At 37.8% G+C, this 21,056-nt stretch carries 20 protein-coding genes; 10 read left to right on the forward strand and 10 right to left on the reverse strand.

All coding sequences use genetic code 11. From position 1 onward, the window contains the following. Positions 1-14 precede the first annotated feature (14 nt). From V3Z67_RS16405 to V3Z67_RS16420, 4 genes are all read right to left on the reverse strand, one after another. On the reverse strand, positions 15-524 hold the full coding sequence (locus tag V3Z67_RS16405) for an LptE family protein (RefSeq protein WP_330444347.1): 510 nt from the start codon (positions 522-524) through the stop codon (positions 15-17). Positions 525-533: 9 nt separating this feature from the next. Then, the gene (locus V3Z67_RS16410) at positions 534-1,823 is read right to left on the reverse strand and encodes a sigma-54 interaction domain-containing protein (protein ID WP_330444348.1); all 1,290 of its coding nucleotides are present in this window, start codon (positions 1,821-1,823) and stop codon (positions 534-536) included. A 174-nt stretch (positions 1,824-1,997) separates the two neighbouring features. Further along, a complete protein-coding gene (gene miaB / locus V3Z67_RS16415; RefSeq protein ID WP_330444349.1) occupies positions 1,998-3,446 on the reverse strand; it encodes a tRNA (N6-isopentenyl adenosine(37)-C2)-methylthiotransferase MiaB in 1,449 nt (482 codons plus the stop codon). Between the two features lie 78 nt (positions 3,447-3,524). After that, positions 3,525-4,229 carry a hypothetical protein gene (locus V3Z67_RS16420; RefSeq protein WP_330444350.1) on the reverse strand — a complete coding sequence of 235 codons (705 nt, stop codon included), beginning with the start codon at positions 4,227-4,229 and terminating at the stop codon, positions 3,525-3,527. Positions 4,230-4,449: 220 nt separating this feature from the next. Between V3Z67_RS16420 and topA the strand changes: the two genes are divergently transcribed. From topA to V3Z67_RS16455, 7 genes are all read left to right on the forward strand, one after another. Next, a complete protein-coding gene (gene topA, locus V3Z67_RS16425) occupies positions 4,450-6,954 on the forward strand; it encodes a type I DNA topoisomerase (RefSeq protein WP_330444351.1) in 2,505 nt (834 codons plus the stop codon). Between the two features lie 3 nt (positions 6,955-6,957). Further along, positions 6,958-8,109: a formimidoylglutamase gene (locus V3Z67_RS16430; protein ID WP_330444352.1), complete on the forward strand. Its 1,152-nt coding sequence runs from the start codon at positions 6,958-6,960 to the stop codon at positions 8,107-8,109. A gap of 163 nt (positions 8,110-8,272) precedes the next feature. Further along, the gene (porK, locus tag V3Z67_RS16435) at positions 8,273-9,652 is read left to right on the forward strand and encodes a type IX secretion system lipoprotein PorK/GldK (RefSeq protein ID WP_330444353.1); all 1,380 of its coding nucleotides are present in this window, start codon (positions 8,273-8,275) and stop codon (positions 9,650-9,652) included. Positions 9,653-9,717: 65 nt separating this feature from the next. After that, positions 9,718-10,350, forward strand: a complete 633-nt coding sequence (gene porL, locus V3Z67_RS16440; protein ID WP_197429415.1) for a type IX secretion system motor protein PorL/GldL — start codon at positions 9,718-9,720, stop codon at positions 10,348-10,350. Positions 10,351-10,410: 60 nt separating this feature from the next. Beyond that, entirely contained in the window at positions 10,411-11,964 is a 1,554-nt protein-coding gene (gene porM, locus V3Z67_RS16445) for a type IX secretion system motor protein PorM/GldM (protein ID WP_330444354.1), read from the forward strand. 44 nt (positions 11,965-12,008) lie between these two features. Next, positions 12,009-12,935 (forward strand): type IX secretion system ring protein PorN/GldN, encoded by a 927-nt coding sequence (gene porN / locus V3Z67_RS16450; RefSeq protein WP_330444355.1) that lies wholly within the window; start codon positions 12,009-12,011, stop codon positions 12,933-12,935. A 70-nt stretch (positions 12,936-13,005) separates the two neighbouring features. Next, a complete protein-coding gene (locus V3Z67_RS16455) occupies positions 13,006-14,046 on the forward strand; it encodes an NAD(P)/FAD-dependent oxidoreductase (protein ID WP_330444356.1) in 1,041 nt (346 codons plus the stop codon). Here the strand turns inward: V3Z67_RS16455 and V3Z67_RS16460 are convergent. Next, entirely contained in the window at positions 14,036-14,428 is a 393-nt protein-coding gene (locus V3Z67_RS16460) for a DUF983 domain-containing protein (protein ID WP_330123329.1), read from the reverse strand. The two genes, V3Z67_RS16455 and V3Z67_RS16460, sit on opposite strands and share 11 nt — an antisense overlap. Before the next feature lie 51 nt (positions 14,429-14,479). Between V3Z67_RS16460 and V3Z67_RS16465 the strand changes: the two genes are divergently transcribed. Further along, a complete protein-coding gene (locus V3Z67_RS16465) occupies positions 14,480-16,393 on the forward strand; it encodes an ABC-F family ATP-binding cassette domain-containing protein (RefSeq protein ID WP_330444357.1) in 1,914 nt (637 codons plus the stop codon). A 28-nt stretch (positions 16,394-16,421) separates the two neighbouring features. On the opposite strand, the gene V3Z67_RS16470 is transcribed toward V3Z67_RS16465, so the two are convergent. Together V3Z67_RS16470 and V3Z67_RS16475 are read right to left on the reverse strand one after the other, a co-directional pair. Continuing rightward, positions 16,422-16,703, reverse strand: a complete 282-nt coding sequence (locus tag V3Z67_RS16470) for a hypothetical protein (protein ID WP_330444358.1) — start codon at positions 16,701-16,703, stop codon at positions 16,422-16,424. Positions 16,704-16,783: 80 nt separating this feature from the next. Then, positions 16,784-17,752, reverse strand: a complete 969-nt coding sequence (locus tag V3Z67_RS16475; protein WP_330444359.1) for an App1 family protein — start codon at positions 17,750-17,752, stop codon at positions 16,784-16,786. A 66-nt stretch (positions 17,753-17,818) separates the two neighbouring features. Here V3Z67_RS16475 and V3Z67_RS16480 point away from each other — a divergent pair, with 66 nt between their 5' ends. After that, entirely contained in the window at positions 17,819-18,706 is an 888-nt protein-coding gene (locus V3Z67_RS16480; protein ID WP_330444360.1) for a diacylglycerol/lipid kinase family protein, read from the forward strand. Here the strand turns inward: V3Z67_RS16480 and V3Z67_RS16485 are convergent. The 3 genes from V3Z67_RS16485 to V3Z67_RS16495 form a co-directional block, all read right to left on the reverse strand. Further along, on the reverse strand, positions 18,699-19,844 hold the full coding sequence (locus tag V3Z67_RS16485) for an 8-amino-7-oxononanoate synthase (RefSeq protein WP_330444361.1): 1,146 nt from the start codon (positions 19,842-19,844) through the stop codon (positions 18,699-18,701). The two genes, V3Z67_RS16480 and V3Z67_RS16485, sit on opposite strands and share 8 nt — an antisense overlap. A gap of 57 nt (positions 19,845-19,901) precedes the next feature. Continuing rightward, positions 19,902-20,399, reverse strand: coding sequence for a DUF1761 domain-containing protein (locus tag V3Z67_RS16490; RefSeq protein WP_330444362.1), 498 nt, complete (start codon positions 20,397-20,399; stop codon positions 19,902-19,904). A gap of 80 nt (positions 20,400-20,479) precedes the next feature. Next, positions 20,480-20,803 (reverse strand): hypothetical protein, encoded by a 324-nt coding sequence (locus V3Z67_RS16495; RefSeq protein WP_330444386.1) that lies wholly within the window; start codon positions 20,801-20,803, stop codon positions 20,480-20,482. A gap of 31 nt (positions 20,804-20,834) precedes the next feature. Here V3Z67_RS16495 and V3Z67_RS16500 point away from each other — a divergent pair, with 31 nt between their 5' ends. After that, positions 20,835-21,014 carry a DUF5522 domain-containing protein gene (locus V3Z67_RS16500; protein ID WP_035135946.1) on the forward strand — a complete coding sequence of 60 codons (180 nt, stop codon included), beginning with the start codon at positions 20,835-20,837 and terminating at the stop codon, positions 21,012-21,014. Positions 21,015-21,056 lie beyond the last annotated feature (42 nt).

The raw sequence follows: 21,056 nt of genomic DNA on the forward strand, positions 1-21,056 counted from the left end.
TTGTGTTTTATTAATTAGGCTTTTGACCAGTTTGTAAGCGACTCGTTAAAAACATCCTGACTTATCCTCTCAAAAATTTCATTAACAGCAGTTGTAAGTACTGATCCTGTAGGGAGGTCGTTCCCATTATAATCATAATAAAAGCTGAAAGGCTTTTCAAAATCCCCATCAGGATTATTTTTGTTTGAAAATCTCACATTTACAGTTATGCTTAACCTGTTTTGAGCCGCACCCTGATTGGCAGTGGCTGTCATAGGAGATATGCGGTACTGTGTAATCTCGCCTTCATAAACCAAATCAGGATTAGAGTTGGTTAGGTTAAGGCGGGTTTGGTTTTGTATCAGCTCCTGTAACTTATTGGTAAAGGTGCGCTCTATGCCCGGTTCTACCAGTTCGGCATTATTCTGAAAATGTTTTACCTGAAAAGAATCGGCATCTACACTTATTCCTGTAAAGCTATAAGTGTTACAACTGCTAAAAGTAGCTGCTATTACAAAAACCAGTATGAATTTTAAATATTTCATTAATCCTTATTAAAGATCGTATTGCTTAATCTTTCTGTATAATGTTCTTTCAGATATTCCTAGCTCATCGGCAGCAGCCTTACGTTTTCCTTTATTTCGTTCCAGCGCTTTTTTTATAAGCTCAACTTCTTTTTCATCTAAACGAAGTGTTTCCTCTTCCTCAACCGTTTCAGCAAAAAGGTAATGATCATCGTCGTCGTCATCGTCATGATGATTTATTACGGTTTCGGTAGGATGGCTTATGTTTTGTGGAGACATAACCTCTGTACGGATTCTCTCTTCAAAATTGTGACTGTTATCCTCTACTGTACTGTTGCCGTAAATTTTTTGGATAAGCCCTTTATTAGATTCCTGTACTTTGCTGGTATTACCGTTTTGCATCAGTTCCATGGTAAGCTTTTTAAGATCGTTTAAATCGCTTTTCATGTCAAACAGTACTTTGTACAGTATTTCCCTTTCGTTACTAAAGTCACCTTCTGCTTTTTTCTCACTAACTACGGCAGGCAGGTTAGTACCTGTATCCGGTAGGTAAGAGCGCAGTGTGGAAAGCGAAATATCACGATTGGTTTCCAGTACCGATATCTGTTCTGCAATATTACGCAGCTGCCTAATGTTTCCGCTCCAGCGGTAACGCAACAATAACTGTACCGCATCATCATCCAGTTTAATAGGAGGCATTTTATATTTGTGTGCAAAATCAGAAGAAAATTTCCTGAACAGCAAGTGGATGTCTTCTTTACGTTCACGCAGGGGAGGGAGTAAAATCTCTACTGTACTTAAACGATAGTAAAGGTCTTCCCTAAATTTTTCCTTTTCAATGGCTTCAAACATATTTACGTTTGTTGCTGCTACTATACGCACATTGGTTTTTTGTACCTGAGACGAACCTACTTTTATAAACTCTCCGTTTTCAAGTACACGAAGCAGCCTAACCTGTGTGGTTAAGGGTAGTTCTCCAACCTCGTCAAGGAAAATAGTACCGCCGTCGGCAACCTCAAAATACCCTTCACGGGTAGAAGTAGCTCCTGTAAAGGCTCCCTTCTCGTGACCGAAAAGCTCACTGTCTATAGTTCCTTCAGGTATTGCACCACAGTTAACGGCAATGTACTTACCATGTTTTCTGTGAGAAAGGGCGTGTATAATTTTAGGAATACTTTCTTTACCTACACCGCTTTCTCCTGTAACCAGTACCGAAATATCGGTAGGGGCCACCTGTATCGCTTTTTCCAAAGCACGGTTAAGTTTAGGATCGTTACCTATAATTTCGAATCGCTGTTTTATGGCTTGTATGTTTTCCATTCGAATGCTAATTCGTTTGTTTTTTTTGTTGATTTTTCTTACCGATAAAACTGTCCATGTTTTACACAATCTTAATTTATATGATAGAATAAGATTATAGTGTATGGACTATTTTATTTGTGCCTGTTTTTTACAATATCCGCTAATAGTAATAGTGGATGGTAAATGGTATGCTTAATTCATCTCACTGTAACCTACTGCATCACCAATAAGGGTTGCCGAAGTACAATTGCTTATTTTTACATTTACAAAGTCGCCTGGTTTATAGTTGCCTTCTTTAGGGAATACTACTGTTGTGTTTTGTGAATTGCGCCCACTCCAGTGCTCGTTAGAACGTTTTGACTCTTTTTCAATAAGTACTTCAACCGTTTGTCCTACAAAACGCTGGGTTCTTTCAAAAGCCATTTTTTGCTGTAGGTTGATAATCTCTGTTAGTCTACGGTTTTTCACCTCGGCAGGGATATCATCTTCCAGTTTTCTGGCAGCCAGTGTTCCCGGTCGCTCAGAGTAGGCAAACATAAACCCGAAGTCATATTTACAATGCTCCATAAGGCTTAATGTATCCTGATGATCTTCTTCGGTCTCGGTAGGGAAACCTGCAATCATATCCTGAGAAAGTGATATTTCAGGGATTATTCGGTAAATGTTGTCTACAAGCTCCATGTATTCCTCACGGGTGTGCTGGCGGTTCATTACCTCAAGTACACGTGTACTACCGCTTTGTACCGGCAGGTGAATGTACTTACATATATTATGGTGTTTAGCCATTACCTCAATTACCTCAAGATGCATATCCTGCGGGTTTGAAGTGCTAAAACGGAAACGCATTTTAGGAAACTGTGTAGCAACCATGTCAAGTAGCTGGGCAAAATCTACAGCTGTTGCTTTTTGCATTTCGCTTGCTTTTTCAAAATCTTTTTTAAGTCCGCCGCCATACCACAGGTAACTGTCTACGTTTTGGCCAAGCAGTGTTACCTCTTTAAAGCCTTTCTCCCATAGAGCAGTAATCTCTTCGGTAATACTTTGAGGGTCGCGGCTTCTTTCACGTCCGCGGGTAAACGGTACAACACAAAATGTACACATGTTATCACAACCGCGGGTGATGGAAACAAATGCAGTTACCCCATTGCTGTTAAGGCGTACAGGGGCGATATCTCCATAGGTTTCCTCTTTAGAAAGGATTACGTTAATGGCGTCGCGTCCTTCTTCAACCTCTTTTAAAAGGTTAGGCAGGTCTTTGTAGGCATCGGGGCCTACTACCATATCAACGATTTTCTCTTCCTCCAGGAATTTGCTTTTTAAACGTTCGGCCATACAGCCTAAAACGCCCACTTTCATTCCCGGGTTTATTTTTTTTATAGCGTTGTACTTGTCCAGTCTTTTACGTACAGTTTGTTCTGCCTTATCGCGGATGGAGCAGGTATTAACCAATACCAAATCGGCATCCTCAAGGTTTTGGGTGGTGTTATATCCTTCATTTGCAAGGATGGATGCAACAATCTCGCTGTCAGAAAAGTTCATCTGGCAACCGTAGCTTTCTATAAAAAGCTTTTTGCTGTTTCCGTCTTTTTGCTCTAAAACAAGACTTTCTCCCTGTTTGTTCTCTTCTATAATCTTTTCCATGATTCGCTACTGTAGTGCTTTTTTGAATTCGCAAAGATACTATTTAATTTGTAAAATATGACATATTGACATATTCTCTCAGGTTAAATTCGCAGCGTTGAATAAACGCTTTACTCCCGCAACAGATCGTAATATAAAAGTAAAGCCCAGAAGTACTATTAAACCTCCGGCAGAAAGCGAAGACGAGGCGAGTAGTCCTGCGAGTATGAATGAGCAACCTGAGGCTATCATTCTGTTTCGGTAATCGTAAAGCTCTACTTTATCTTTTTCAAAATACAATAGAGCAAGTGATATGGTGCCCGATGCTCCTATAAAGAAAACAATATCCTGATACGGGTTGTGTTGTTGTATTATGGATAGGGCTACTATGGCAACAGATAGGAGTAAACCTAAAAACACGGTAGGCTTATCAATTCCGGCTTTTGGAACCCATCGAAATGATTCGGTATAAAAACTCAGATTGAAATTTTTATATTCCTCCTCGGTCATGAAACGGCCTGTTAAACATTTTCTTTTTAAGGTGTCCAGATATTTGAACGGAAAGCGATCCCTGAAATCCATATACATACCCAGATATACTTTTTCGTTTTTCGGGATTTTTATTACAGATTTGTAAAAATCAAGTTTAATAACCACTTCTTCAATATCGGTGTCTATATTTAAGGTGAGTTCTTCACCGTGCATAATTTTGGTGACTAACTGTTTTTTATTATCATAAATTTTAATTTTTCTGATGTGTCCCCAATTATAGGGTAGTAACAGCTTTATATTTATCTCTCTCATAGTACGGTTGGAATTATGTGTAAAGCCTTAAATTTAATAAACTTAGGGTGGAATGGCAATGCGTATTCCTGTTTTTTATTTTGGGTATATATATAATAAGGTGTAGTGTGGTATAAAGTGATGTTTTAGTATTTATTTGTGATAAAAAAGTATGAATTTGAAATGTCCAAAATTTAATATTTAAAAAAATCCTATACTTTTGCGACAAAGGAAAGCAAATATGGCAAAGAATTTAGTGATCGTTGAGTCGCCTGCAAAGGCAAAAACCATTGAGAAGTTTTTAGGTAAAGATTACCAGGTGGAGTCCAGTTACGGGCATATAGCCGATTTACCCTCAAAGGAGATAGGGGTAGATATAGAAAACGGCTTTAAACCCAAATACCAGGTGTCTTCAGATAAAAAGGCTTTGGTTAAAAAACTTAAGGATCTGTCTAAATCAGCCGAGACAGTTTGGTTAGCGAGTGATGAGGACCGTGAGGGAGAAGCTATAGCCTGGCACCTTGCCGAAGAGCTTAAGCTGGATAAGAATAAAACCAAGCGTATTGTTTTTCATGAAATTACAAAAACCGCAATCCAGAAAGCGATTGAGAATCCAAGAACTATAGATTACAACCTTGTAAATGCACAGCAGGCAAGACGAATATTGGATAGGTTAGTGGGTTATGAACTTTCGCCGGTATTATGGAAAAAGGTAAAAGGCGGACTTTCTGCCGGACGTGTACAGTCGGTTTCTGTACGTCTTATCGTAGAAAGAGAACGTGATATACAAAATTTCAATGCTGAGGCTTCTTATTCAATAACTGCCGAGTTTGTAAATGAGGCTGGTAAAACGTTTAAGGCAAGACTTCCTAAAAACTTTACTACAAAACAGGAGGCTCAGGATTTCCTGAATAAAAATATAGGGTCTGAGTATAAGGTAACTGATTTAGAGACTAAGCCGGGTAAAAAATCGCCGGCAGCTCCGTTTACCACATCTACACTGCAACAGGAAGCATCAAGAAAATTGTATTTCCCTGTTGGGGTAACCATGATGTTGGCACAGCGACTGTATGAGGCCGGACTTATAACATATATGAGAACGGATAGTGTTAACCTTTCTCAGGAAGCAATGGCTGCTGCCGAAGCAGAGATTACAAAATCATACGGTAAGGAGTATAGCAGACCGCGTAACTATGCTACAAAAAGTAAAGGGGCACAGGAAGCTCACGAGGCTATCCGTCCTACAGATATGACCCGTCATACGGTGAATATAGACAGGGATCAGTCGAGACTTTACGATTTGATTTGGAAAAGAACAGTAGCTTCTCAAATGAGTGACGCTAAATTAGAGCGTACTAATGTTAAGATAGAAGCTAACAATCATAAAGAATTATTTGCAGCATCGGGAGAGGTGCTGTTGTTTGAAGGTTTCCTTAAAGTATATCTTGAAGGAAATGATGATGAGGATGTGGAACAGGAAGGTATGCTGCCTGCATTAAAAGTAAACGAGAAACTGCGTAATAATTACATTACAGCTACCGAGCGTTTTTCAAGACCACCTGCGCGTTACACTGAGGCTGCACTGGTTAAAAAACTGGAAGAGCTTGGTATAGGCCGTCCGTCAACTTATGCTCCTACAATTTCTACTATTATAAGCAGAAACTATGTGGAGAAAGGAAGTTTTGAAGGACAGGAAAGAAAATATGCTCAGCTAACCTTAAAGGCGGGAGCGGTTTCAGAACAGCAATTAAAAGAAAACGTGGGTTCAGACAAAGGAAAGCTGGTGCCTACAGATATAGGTATGATTGTAAATGATTTTCTTGTAAATCATTTTGAAACCATACTGGATTATAACTTCACCGCTAAAGTGGAGCAGGATTTTGATGAGATTGCATCGGGTAATGAAGACTGGACAAAAATGATGAACGATTTTTACAGTCACTTCCATCCTAATGTAATTGATGTTGAAAAAAATGCCGACAGGGAATCTGGAGAACGTATTTTAGGTACAGATCCTGACAGTGGAAAACCGGTAAGTGTTCGTTTAGGTAAATTTGGGCCAATGGCTCAAATTGGTGATGCTGAAGATGAAGAAAAACGATTTGCCAGCCTGTTGCCTGAGCAGAACATAGGTAGTATTACCCTTGATGAGGCTCTTGGTTTGTTTATGTTGCCAAAAACACTTGGAACTTACAAAGGAGAAGAAGTTGAGGTGAACAACGGTCGTTTTGGCCCGTATGTTCGTTTTGGTAAAACATTTATCTCACTTCCTAAAGGGATGGATCCGCTGGATGTGAACTTTGAGACGGCATCTAAGCTTATTGCAGAGAAAGAGCAGGCAGATGCGCCAATTGGTACTTATCAAAACGAGCCGGTGCAAAAAGGAGTTGGGCGTTTTGGTCCGTTTATCAAATGGAACGGAATGTTTATCAATGTGAATAAAAAATATGACTTTGATAATCTTTCACAGTCGGATATAGTGACCCTTATTGAAGATAAGCTTCAAAAAGACAGGGATAAGCTTATTCATAACTGGGAGGATGAAGGTATAAGGGTTGAAAAAGCCCGTTGGGGACGTTCGGTTATCCTTAAAGGCAAAACCAAAATAGAACTAACCAAAGATGTGGATGCTGAGAAGCTAACGCTTGATCAGGTAAAGGCTCTGATAGAGGAGAAAGCTCCAGCAAAAAAAACTACTAAGAAAACGGCAGCTAAAAAAACAACTGCAAAAACAAAAAAGAAATAAAGTATGGTGTTTGATTTTTTAGAACCTGTAGACGATAGCTTACTGGAGTTTATAAGTGAACTTCCTGAGCAGTCTCTGGGGAGGAGGGTCAGTATACATACATCTGATGTTTTTCCTGATTTGGATAAAGCAGCTATTGCTATTATTGGTGTTTTAGAAAACAGGGGTTCCCTGGGGCAGGACGAGCGAGTAAATCTTGAACATGTAAGAAAGGAATTTTACGGTTTGTTTCCGGGTAACTGGCATGCAAATGTTATTGATCTTGGTGATGTTGCTGCAGGAAACACTCCGGAAGATACTTACTATGTTGTAAAGATGCTGGTTGAGGAACTGGTTAAGCAAAAAGTGGTGCCTTTAGTGCTGGGAGGGTCTCAGGATATTACTTATGCTATGTATAGGGGGTATGACAGGCTTGAGCAGATGGTAAATCTGGTTTCGATAGACAGTAAGTTTGATTTTGGTAGTGAAGGAGAAGGTCTTACTGCTAACTCATATTTAACTAAGATAATCGTAGAAGAACCCAATAATCTTTTTAATTTTAGCAACGTAGGCTATCAAACGTATTATAATTCTCAAGAAGAGATCGATTTAATTGAAAAATTGTATTTTGATGCTTACCGTTTAGGTGAAATAAGTAATAATTCGACGATTGCCGAGCCTGTTTTTAGGGATGCAGATATCGTTTCGGTTGATATGACGGCTGTAAAATCCAGTGATTCCGGTAATTATGTTAAATTTATCCCAAATGGCTTTGATGGAAAAGAAATTTGTATTTTAGCGCGGTATGCAGGGATAAGTGATAAGGTTACTTCGTTTGGAGTATTCAATCACAATAATTCTGCTCAGGAGTCCGTTTTAATAGCTCAGGTGTTGTGGTATTTTATAGAAGGCTTTCATTACAGGTCTAATGAATATCCTTTTGGGAGTAAAGAGCACTACCTTAAATATATTGTTCCTCTGGAAGACGAGGAACTGGTTTTTTATAAGAGCGACAGAACAGACAGATGGTGGATAGAGATACCGTATGTGTCTCATGTTAATAATAAATTAACAAGAAATACGTTGTTACCTTGTACACATGAAGATTACAAGGGTGCTTGCGGGAGTGAGATACCTGAAAGATGGTGGAAGGCCCAGCGAAAAAACATTATTTGATGATAATGTTATAAAAAGAGCATAGTTTTATTTAGATTTTCTTAAAGTTACCATTAGATTACTTTTTGTTTAGGTTTTTTTAGGAAAAAAATTGTTTTTTTGAAAATAAATAAATAGGTTTACGCCCTTAAAAAATAGAATTACATTAATAACCCAATTTTATATGAAGAAGTTCATTGCATTAACAGCAACTTTAACATTTTTAATTAGCTGTGGTTCTAGCGACCGCGGAGAGCTTGTAGGTGTTAAAGGTAAAAAGTGGAGGCCTGAAAAGCCTTATGGTATGACTTTGGTTCCTGGAGGTGCTTACATTATGGGTAAATCGGACGACGATTTGGCTAATGTACAGGATGCTCCAACTAAGACTGTAACTGTTCGTTCGTTTTACATGGATGAAACAGAGATTACCAATAGTGAATACCGTCAGTTTGTAGAGTGGGTTAAGGATTCTACTATCAGAACAAGACTAGCTATTCTAGCAGAAGAAATGGGTCAGACTCCAGGTAGCGGTGGTATCGGTGAGTATGCATTCATGGATCAGACAGAAGAGGAGAAATCTCCTTACGATCAGTATATGTATGATAACTACTATAGTATTGGTACAGATGATGATCCGTTTGCCGGTAGAAAGCTTAACCATAAAGTAAAGCTTATCGATGATCCTCAAAAATACCCGGATGAGTACTATGTAGAGGTTATGGATTCTATGTATCTTCCTGCTTCTGAGTCATACAATGGTTTAAGAACTATTGATGTTTCTAAGCTTGTATTTGCTTATTCGTGGATGGATATTCAGGCGGCTGCAAAAGATAAGTCTAAGAATACAAGAACTAAGAGAAGTAAGTACTTGATTAAAGAAAAAGTAGATGTTTATCCTGATACAACAGCTTGGATTAAAGATTTTGCTTACTCTTACAATGAGCCAATGCATAATGATTATTTTTGGCATCAGGCTTATGGAGAATATCCGGTTGTAGGTGTGACTTGGCAACAGGCAAAAGCGTTTTGTGCTTGGAGAACACTTTACAAAAATGCTTATCAAAAAGATAAAGGAAGACAGTTTGTAAACTCTTTCCGTTTACCAACTGAGGCAGAATGGGAGTATGCTGCAAGAGGAGGTCTGGAATCAGGTACATTCCCTTGGGGTGGTCCATATGCTAAAGGTGACAGAGGTTGTTTCCTTGCTAACTTTAAGCCAAACAGAGGTGACTATGCTGCAGACGGTGCACTATACACTGTAGAAGCTAAGTCATACGATCCAAACGATTACAATCTTTACAATATGGCGGGTAACGTTTCTGAGTGGACAGATTCTTCATATGATGCTTCATCTTATGAGTATGTTTCTACAATGAACCCTAACGTTACAGATCACCAAAATCAACGTAAGGTAATCCGTGGAGGATCATGGAAGGATGTTGCTTACTTCCTTCAGGTGAGTACGAGAGATTATGAGTATGCAGATTCTGCAAGAAGCTTTATTGGTTTCAGAACAGTACAGGATTACATGGGTACTCAAAACACACGTAACACAATTAACTAATAACCAATTTTAATAACTTGAATATTTAATTGATTAACTTAACTAAAAACTAAAAATTATTTATTATGGCACTACCTAAAAGAGTTATGAATTTCGCCTACGGTATGGGGGCAGCAGTTGTAATCATCGGAGCATTATTTAAGCTTATGCACTGGCCAGGTGCAAGTCCAATGCTTATCATCGGTCTAAGTGTTGAGGCATTTATCTTCGGTCTTTCTGCTTTTGATCCAGTTGAGAAAGAATTAGACTGGTCTCTTGTTTATCCTGAATTAGCTGGTGGAGAACCAACTAAAAAAGGTCAGAAAAAAGAAGATCCGAAAGAGGCTCAGGGATTATTATCTCAAAAATTAGATAACCTGTTAAAAGACGCTAAAATTGACGGTGAGTTAATGGCTAGCTTAGGTAACAGTATCAAAAACTTCGAATCTGCAGCTAAAGGAATTTCTCCTACAGTAGATTCTATCGCTTCTCAGAAAAAATACAGCGAAGAGATGTCTACAGCAGCAGCTCAAATGGAGTCTCTAAACAGTCTTTACAAAGTACAGTTAGAAAGTGCTTCTCGTAATGCTGAAGCTAACAAAGAGATTGCTGAGAACGCTTCTCAATTAAAGCAACAAATGCAGCAAATGACTCAAAACATTGCTTCATTAAACAATGTTTATGGCGGAATGCTTTCTGCTATGGGTAACAGAGGCTAATTGACTGATTAGTTTTATTTAAATATTTTTTAACCAAAAAACAAAAAAACTAATTAGGAAATGGCAGGAGGAAAATTAACCCCTAGGCAGAAGATGATTAACCTGATGTATCTGGTTTTCATCGCTATGATGGCTCTTAATATGTCAAAAGAGGTTCTTACCGCTTTTGGTTTGATGAACGAGCAGTTCGAGACTTCAAACAATGATACTACTGATAGTAACAAATTAATGTATGCTGCAATCGAACAGAAAGCTAAGGATGCGCCAGCTCAGTTTGGTGAAGCTAAAAAAATAGCAGATAAAGTTAAAAAAATATCAGCAGATTTTTATGCGTACATAGAGTCTCTGAAAACTGATATCACCAAAGATATTGAAAAAGAGGAAGGTAAACTTCCTTATGAAGCAATGGATAAGGGTGATAAAATTGATGAACTTTGGTTTAGTGGTGATGGTTACTCTCAAAAGGGTAAAGAAATTATTGCTACTATCAATAAGTACAAGTCTGATATTAAGGCTGCTGTTGGTAACGACGTAAAATACAAAGGAATTGTTAGTGATGTTGATAAAAAATTCGACATTAGTGATGTTAAGGATAACGAAGGTGTTAAAAAGATGTATCTTGATTACCACTATAAAGGTTTCCCTGCAATTGCATCTTTAACAAAACTTTCTGCAATGCAGAATAACGTTAAAGTGCTTGAGGCTAACGTTTACAACTTCGCTCTTGGTAAAGCAGCTCTTGAGGCTAACAATATGAAGAATTATAAAGCTATCGTTGTTACTGATAAATCAGCGTTCTTCTCTGGTGAGGCTGTAACAGGTAGAGTAGTACTTGGTCGTTATGACGAATCAACTGTTCCAACTGGCGTTAACGTTGAAGGTGGTAAAGTTGAAATGAAAAATGGTCAGGCTAATTTCGAAATCTCTGCAGGAGGTACAGGTGAGCACGACATTAAAGGTAAATTCTTGTTCCTTGAGGATGGTAAAGAGGTTGAAATTCCAATCGAAGGTAACTACGTTGTAGTGCCAAGACCAAACTCAGCTACAATTTCTGCAGATAAGATGAATTCTGTTTATAGAGGTGTTTCAAACCCTATGACTATATCTTTCGCAGGTATTTCTGATAACAACGTGTCTGTTTCTGCTCAGGGGCTTTCTAAAGGGAGCAAGCCAGGTCAGTACAACTGGAACGTTAACGGAGTACAGGGTACAAGTGCTGTTGTAACAGTTACCGGTACTTTACCAGACGGTTCTAAAGTTGTTGATAAGAAAACATTTAATGTAAGAGATATTCCTCAACCTAATGCTTCTGTAAGAGGTAAAACGGGTTCTGCAAAAGGTAACAAAAATGACTTAGGTAACTCTACAATCAATGCGGTGTTCTCAGATTTCGTATTTGATGTTGAGACAACTGTAGTAAGTTTTGAAGTTTATGTTCCTGGTAGCCCAGCTATTATTTGTCAGGGTAACAGATTTAATGCTCAGGCTCTAAAAGCTATCTCTAAAGCTACAAGAGGAGATCAAATTACTATTAACCAAGTTAAGGTAACAGTTAAAGGTGCTCCTGGTTACAGGGTTAAGCCTTCTAATCCTTTTGTTTGGGAAGTACAATAATATTTTTAAAAGAACGTTTTTCTTTTACAGTTTAAAATTAAAATATGAATAGTAGAAAAATTTTATTAGCGGCTCTTTTTATGTTAGGTGCTGGTTCTGCTTTTGCTCAATCTAATGTGCTTAACGCTAAGACTCCGGATGAGATAGGTAAGAAAACCGAAGCTGAGATGGTTGCGGACAACGATAACCCACTTCCGTATGGATATGTTGGGGATAGAGATATCCTGTTCAGCAAAAGAGTATGGGAAGTGATAGACCTTGACGAGAGAATTAATTTCCCTTTGTATTTTCCGGTTGAAGATAACCTGGGCGAAAATAGAAAGTCTCTATTCAATGTTTTAACAACTGCAATCAAAGACGGAGAATTAACTGAAGTATATGGTGATTCTTATTTCAGGGATAAAATTACTCCTGAAAATATCGAACAGTTATTTAGCTACAAAGAGCTTAACAACTACGGTATTGAAACGATGAACCAATATATCGGTACATCTGAGGAAGAACTTAAAGCAAAAGGTATTTTAACCGTTGAGCATTATGATACTTCCGAAGTTACTGCTGCCGATGTTACTAAGTACATGATTGAAGGGTACTGGTATTTTGACAAGAGACAGGGTGAATTAAAATACAGAATGATAGGTATATGTCCTATGGCTGTTGATGCTCTTACTAAAATGAGACAAGGGTCTGAGGCTGAGCCAATTCAATTATTCTGGGTTTACTTCCCTGCTGCAAGAGATATTCTGCACAGAGAGGATGCCTTCAACCCAAGAAACTCTGCAATGCCAATTACTTTTGATCACCTGTTAAACTCAAGACGTTTTTCAGCTACTATGATTAAAGTTGAAAACGAATATGGTGACAGACTTATTGAGGACTATTTAAAAGATAATTCACAAATGCAGCTTCTTGAAGCTGAGCGTTTAAAAGAGGTTATTCGTAACTTCGAACAGGATATGTGGAATTACTAATAAGTAGTTGTCTTATATACAATATGAAAAACTCTTACTTTTTTAAGTAAGAGTTTTTTATTTTTACACCATGAAAGATTATATAATTGTTGGAGCCGGGTTGGCAGGTGTAAGTTTTGCTGAAACAGCATTTTTGAATGATAAATCATTTACGGTTATTAGTGATGCTTCACAAAACTCAAGCTATGTAGCAGCCGGATTATATAATCCTGTAATATTAAAACGATTTAGTATGCCTCTTAATGCTAAAGAGCATATTGAATATATAAAGCCGTTTTACAGTACTATTCAGGACAGGCTTAATGTAAAGTTTGATGTTCCTATTCCTATTTGCAGAAAATTCGTTTCGGCCGAAGAACAAAATAACTGGTTTGAGGCGGCCGATAAGCCTGCTTTATCACCTTTTTTGTCTACTTCAGTTATTCATACTAAGTATAACGGTATTGATTCTCCTTATGGCTTTGGTAAAGTATTGCATACCGGGTATCTTGATACCGGAGTCTATCTAAATGCTTATCAGGAATATCTTGAAAACAACCATCAGCTTATAAAGGAAACCTTTGATTATACTCAACTAAACGTTACTGCTGATTGTGTTGAGTATAAAGGGATAAAAGCAAAGCATATTGTTTTTGCTGAAGGCTTTGGCCTACACGATAATCCATACTTTACAGGGTTGCCTTTGGATGGTACTAAGGGCGAGTTATTAGTTATAAAAGCACCAGAGCTAAGGCTTGATGTAGCAATAAATGCAAGCGTGTTTATATTGCCTATTGGTAATGATATTTATAAGGTGGGAGCTACTTACGAATGGTATGATAAAACACCTGTTCCTACCGAAGCGGGAAAAAAAGAACTTACAGAAAAAATAGAGGAGGTAATTTCGTGTGACTATGAAATCCTTGAACATTTGGCAGGTATACGCCCTACAGTTAAAGACAGGAAACCATTGGTTGGTACCCATGAGTTGTATAAAAGAGTACACCTTTTAAACGGACTGGGTACACGTGGTGTAATGTTAGGTCCGCCTATGGCTAAAATTTTGTTTGATTCTATTGAGAATGATATTCCTGTAGATAAAACAGTAAGTTTCCTTCGCTTTAAGCGTTAGTATTGTTTTTCCAGTTTTTATCGTAGCTAATAAAGAAATTAATCCAAATATTTCTGGATACACGCATGCTAACAGGCATTAGGGCTATAAGTGTAGTTACAATAGCAATAAAGGCTGTTTTAAGGCTGCTGTTAAAAAAAACATAGCTAATTATAAAGGCCGCAACACTAAAGGCAACACCAACGGCATAGCTAACATACATTGCTCCGTAAAAAAAGGAAGGCTCTATTTTATAATGCAGTCCGCAGTGGCTGCAATTTTCATGCATTTTGTATACCTTGCTCAAATTATAAGGGTTTTTATCTATGTACATGCTTTCTTCCTGACAACGAGGACATGTTCCTGTTAAAATGCTATATAGTTTGGATCCTTTTTTTAACATTTGCAAAAAATTTGATTTTCATACAAATTTACAATTAAATAAAAACAGATAATGCTTAACATACATAATTTATCGGTTTCTTTTGGCGGAACTTATTTGTTTGAAGAAGTAACCTTTAGACTTGGTGCCGGAGACAGGGTAGGACTAGTTGGTAAAAACGGTGCCGGTAAGTCTACCATGCTAAAAATCCTTTCGGGCGATATACCACCAGATTCGGGTGTGATCGCTACTGAGAAAGAGGTTAAAATAGGTTTCCTGCGCCAGGATATTGATTTTGTGAGAGGAAGAACTGTGCTTGAGGAGGCGTATCAGGCTTTTGAGGAGATTAAGAGGGCTGAGGCTAAGATTGAAGAAATCAATGAGCAGCTTACCACAAGAACAGATTATGAAAGTGAATCGTATTCTAAGCTGATAGAAGATTTAAGTGATCATACACACCACTACGAAATACTGGGAGGGTATAACTATGTAGGAGATACCGAGAAGATACTTTTAGGTCTTGGTTTTAAGCGAGAGGATTTTGATAAGTTAACCGATACCTTTTCGGGCGGATGGCGAATGAGAATCGAGCTGGCAAAGCTTCTGCTTCAATATAATGATGTGCTTCTGCTGGATGAGCCTACCAACCACCTTGATATTGAGAGTATCATTTGGTTAGAGCAGTTTTTACGTAACTATCCGGGGGTGGTAATCATTGTATCGCACGATAAGATGTTCCTTGATAATGTAACAAACAGAACTATCGAAATATCACTTGGTAAGATATACGATTTTAATAAACCTTATACCCAATACTTGGTCCTACGGGAGGAGATAAGGGAAAAACAACTCGCTACACAAAAGAATCAGGAGAAGAAGATTGAGCAGACAGAGAAGCTGATTGAAAAATTCAGGGCAAAAGCCTCTAAGGCTTCCATGGCACAGTCGCTTATCAAGAAACTGGATAAAATAGACCGTATTGAGGTTGATGAAGACGATAATTCAGTTATGAATATTTCTTTCCCTGTTTCTGTTACTCCGGGTAGGGTTGTGGTTGAAGCCGAAAATGTGACTAAAAAGTATGGAGAGAAAACCATATTGAGTGATATTGACCTGCTTATTGAACGCGGAAGTAAAATTGCTTTTGTGGGGCAAAATGGTCAGGGTAAATCTACACTGATAAAAGCTATTGTTGAGGAAATTGACTATACCGGTAATATAAAATTGGGACATAACGTTCAGTTAGGGTATTTTGCTCAAAATCAGGCAGAATATCTAGATGGTGAGATTACACTTTTGGAAACCATGGAAAATGCCGCAACCGATACTAATAGATCTAAGGTTAGAGATATGCTTGGTGCATTCCTTTTTAGGGGAGATGATGTTGAGAAAAAAGTAAAAGTGCTTTCGGGAGGAGAAAGAAACCGTTTGGCGCTTTGTAAAATGCTTTTACAGCCAATTAACGTGCTTGTAATGGATGAGCCTACTAATCACCTTGATATTAAGTCTAAAAATGTTTTAAAGGCAGCCCTAAAGAAATTTGAGGGTACTTTACTGCTTGTGTCTCACGACAGGGACTTCCTTCAGGGAATGGCTAATACCGTTTATGAGTTTAAGGACAGGAAAATAAGAGAATACCTGGGTGATATTAACTTCTATCTGGAACAGCGAAACCTTCAGAATATGAGAGAGGTGGAGAAAAAAGATGTTGTTGTAAAAGAAGGTCCTAAGGAGGTAAAACAGCAGGTTTCTTATGAGGATCAGAAAAAGAACAAAACCCTGCAAAACAGACTGAATAAAATTGAAGGGCAGATACAAAGTCTGGAAAGCGATATTCAGAAAGATGACAGACGACTGGAAACCGATTATGAGAAACTCATGGCTGATGCTTCATTTTTTTCTGCCTATGAGAAAAAGAAAAAAGATCTTGAAGGTTTGATGGAAGAATGGGAAACCGTTCAGGAAGAACTGGAAAGTTTGCAATAAAAAAAGCCCTGCATTAGCAGGGCTTTTTTTATTCTTTGGTTTTTATTTCTACCTCAGAATCTTTTCCTGAGACATTTACCTTACTCTCGCTGTCACCATTTTTGTTCTCATAACTAACTCCGTCTTTGCTAATGCTTATTGAAGTTCCGTCAGGCTCTTCTTCAGCAGGAGCTGTTGTTGTTGGTTGTGGCGTTGCCGGAGGTGCCGGGTTTTCTACCGGGGCCGGTGTTGGTGGTGTCTCTTTTTTGTCCTTACAGGATGCTACAAATAACATAGCCATAATTCCTGATAAAATCATTAATCTTTTCATAATCACTTAGGTATTTAAAAAGGTTACATGATAAAGGTAAGGTTTAAATTGTTAAAAAAGAGGTAAGGTAAACTTAAAGTTTACTGAATAAGGCCTATTTTTTTAGAGTGTTTAATAGCTTCATGGCTTTCTTTAAAGTAACAGGTGGCAATGTTTAATGATTCAATGTTTTTAAGTGCCTTTTTAGTTTTATCTTTTTTACTGTGTCCGGTTTGCCTTATGTATACTGCTCTTACCGTTACAGGAAATATTTTACAGATGTGCTCATACAGGTAAGGATCATCTTGTGAATCATCTCCTAAAAGGGTGTATTCCAAGTGGGGATAAAATTCCAGTATGTGTTTTATTTTATCAAACTTATGTCCGTGATTTCCACGCCCGGTAACAAAAAAGTCCATCAGGCTGGTTTTAATATCCTTTAAAAGGAGTACGGCACGTGGCAGTTCGTGAATCTCGGTAAACTTCACAATAAATTTATAAAGGTTCCATTCGCTACTGGAAACATAAAAAAAAGCATTCTTTTCATCTTTCTTATTACGCCCCGCGGTACTTAATGCCTGATAATGGGGGACTACTCCCTCAAAAATTTTACGACCGTTAATGTTTTTCCATAAAAGGATGTAAAGCTTTTTGAAAAGGTTACGGGTGTGCGATATTAAAAAGGTGTCATCAATATCAGATATAAAGCCCAAGTTGCCCTCATAAGGTCTTATGTAAGTACCGTGCTCCCTAACTTGTTTTCCTTTATAGGTGGTGCTTACATGGTAATCGTTCCAGCCATGGCCTATTTTCTCTTTTAAAGGGATACAAAACTTAAAGTAGCCGTCATCAAGTGTTTTGGTGTGTATTTTCCTGCCGTTATGTTCAAGATACACGTCGGCATTTGCTATTGTCTTTAGCCTGAACATCCTGATAATGGACTTAGCATTCTTAAAGCGCTTCTTCTCAAACTCATAACTATTGGATTTGTTGGGTTTAAATACGTGACCAAAAACTATTAGTTCATCTTCATTGGCATAGCCGCGGTACAATCGTAAAATTGGTTTCATTAAAATTTATGATTTTTGTAAGAAGGTTCGTTGCTGTAAATTAATTAAATTTAATGAAAAAAGAAAATGAAAGCGCAAAAGGAATATTTACTAGTGGTAAATCCCATAGCAGGAGGTAACGATAAAACAGACCTGATAGAGGCTGCCCGTGAATATGCCAAAAATCAGGATGTTTTGTTACTTGAATATGAAACTACGGGTAAAGATGATGAAAGCAGGATTAAGGAACTTTACGAAAAACATAAACCCAAAAGGGTTATAGTGGCAGGTGGAGACGGTTCTGTAAAAATGATAGCCGAAGCCATAGGTCATGAGGATGTGGTAATTGGAGTGCTGCCTGCCGGGTCGGCAAACGGACTTTCGGTTGACCTGAAATTGCCTGAAGATGTGGAGGGGAATCTTGAAATTGCCTTTAACGGAGGTTATATGGAGATGGATATGGTGAGTATTAACAATAAAAAGAGTCTGCATTTAAGTGATATAGGGGTTAATGCCGAACTGATACGTAATTACGAGAATAGTAATGTACGAGGTAAGTTGGGGTATATGCTTCAGGCTTTAAATACCCTAACCGAGCTTCGTGATCCTTTTCATGTGATTATTGAAGCAAACGGAGATACGGTTGAAACCAAGGCGCGTATGGTTGTTATTGCCAATACTCAGCGCTATGGTACCGGTGTAACCATAAATCCGGTTGGGAAAATGGATGACGGTAAATTTGAGATTGTAATACTAAAAAGCCTGGATGTGTTTTTTATAGGGCGTATATTGGCAGGTAAAATGCCCTTGGATAAAAGTGAGGACGTGGAAATTATATCTACAGATGAAGCTCTTATAACTACCGATGTTCCTGTGTGTTTTCAGATAGACGGAGAGTTTTGCGGAGAAATAGACCGACTTGATATTAAAATACTGCACAAACAGATGAAGGTCGCTGTGCCCGTTGCTACTTAAACGGATTACGCTGTTTCCATTGTATTTTAGGGTCAAAATAGGGGAATAGCCTGCTCATAAAAATATTGAGTAGTGAATTATGATGCTTAATAATACCATATACCTCTTCGGGATGGGCGCCTACTGAGCTTTTTATCTCCATAGCCGATCGGGCAAAAATTACATGCTTAAACTGTTTTTTTATAGCGTAGGCTACCATGTCATATAGCATATTGAGGTATAACATTTTTTCTTTTTGTATGGTCTCGTCATAACCTAAAAAATAGGTATCCATATCACTGTTGTTTTTAATAAGGGTGCTGAACCCTATTAAGGTGTCGCCAGAGAAATAGCCATAAAATAGAAACCTGTCTTTTAGTTGTTGCTTAAAAGTGTAAAAATGCCCCTTAGGCAGGAAAAAGGTATTGAACGGAGCGTTTTGTGCTACGGTTAAGTATAGTTCATGGATACGGTTTTCCTGTTCTTTTATTTCCTGTTCGTTAAGTTTTCTTTTCTCTATCCCTTCTGCTTTTTTGCGAGCTCGGTTATATTGTGTCCTGTACTTGGTGTTGAGTGCGACCAGATAATCATCTACAGATTCCCATCCAGGCATAATATCAAAAATCATGTTGGGCTGTGTACAAAACTGATAGTAGTTCTTAAACCCTGCAGTGTTAAACTCGGGCAGTTCTTTTTTATTAAAATCCTTTACCAGTGTGAGGTTAATAGGAGTGCATTTTTTTAGGTACTGTTTTCGTAATTTTTTAAGTGCCTGTTTAAATAATGATAGCGCTACTTTTTCCTCAATGTCATGGTTTAGGCAATAGGCGTTTTGTCCGGTAAGTTTGTTGTTTCCTAAAATAAGGATGTGTGACGAAAACTTTTTGAACAGGTAATCCTTAATGTTGAATCTTTTCTCCTGTTCTTCACCAAAAGTGTTTATTCTGGTAAGGTCTATATACTGTGCTATGGCAATACCGCAAAGGATGTCATTTTTAAATAAGCCAATAAAGTGACATTCCATGTTTGCAGGCGAAGCATTTTCGAGTACCGAGAGGTAGTTTTTGGAAAGGAAAATATTTTGCGCAGCAATATTGTCCCATTCATGAGGAAGGGATTGCGCCGATTTGAAAATAGTATAAGAAAATGTGGTGTTCAAAGTGAAGCAAAGAAAATAAAAAAATCTCCTTCGGGAGATTTTTATTGTGTTATATTTTTATTTGGTTAGAGGCCATGAGCAAACTATGCCTCCTATAATGGTACAGCATACAATCCAGTAGCCTCCGTTAATCAGTATGTATTTAGCACTTTTTCTTTCAAAAAGAGCATTGGTGCCGATAACAGGAAGGGCAAAAAAGAGTCCGGCCATAAAGCCATGAAGTGCCCCGTGTTTAAAAGTTCTGTATGCACCTCCGTAATCAGCCATAAAAGCAGCGTAAGACGGTTTTGCTGAAGCAAAGAAATCAGGTCCGCCTACCATGCCCATAGGTCCAAACTGGTGAATTACCATAAATTGCAGGATAAATGAGATAAAAAAAGCAAAAAGTATAGCCATACCAAAAATTTTAAACATGTTAGCGCCTTTTGCTTTTTCTTCAGTCATGCCTGTTTCCTTCATCCATGCGGTACCAAAAACCTTTGGGTTGTACCAAATAAAACCTACAACAAGTGTAGATAATGCAGCTACTAAAACTGCAAGCCAGTTAATGTTCATAATTATTTTTTTAGTGTTTGTAATGGTAAATGTATAATTAATTGGCTTAATAAATATTGTGTTGTTGGTAATTTTGGTTTTTAAATGAATAATATGAAAGAAAGTAGTCTTCTGTTTTTTAGGTAACCGGGAGCGTTTTCTTTAGCATAAGCTTCCCGTTCAAAGCTTATGTTTCTATAAGCTTTATGCCATTTTTTGTGTATCACTAAGCGTATAAGGAATTCAATACAATACCAAAGATAAAAAGGCAGTATAAGCAATTCAAGCTGTTGCCTTAAATGGATTTTTTCATGATTAAGCAAAATTGCATTCTCCTTATATTCCTCTTTTCTTAAAATGATAAAAGGGAATAGGGTTATTGCAGTATATCCTTTCGGAATTAAATATTTAGATACAATTACCATCATTAAATGTAAAGTTCATAAATTTGCGCGCATGAGTGGGCAAAATTCTGAAAATAAATTAATAGAAGGTGAAGATTATTATCTTACACCCGAAGGCTATAAAGTTTTTACTGAAAAGTTTCATTTAAAAAGAGGCTATTGCTGTAAAAACGGCTGCAGGCATTGTGCCTACGGCTACGATAAAAATACCGGAACATTTAAAAAGAAATAAGCACTTGCCTATAACAACAGCTTATGTTGCTAAAGGTAATAA

This window comes from Flavobacterium sp. C4GT6 (genome assembly GCF_036347315.1).
Classification (GTDB): Bacteria; Bacteroidota; Bacteroidia; order Flavobacteriales; family Flavobacteriaceae; genus Flavobacterium.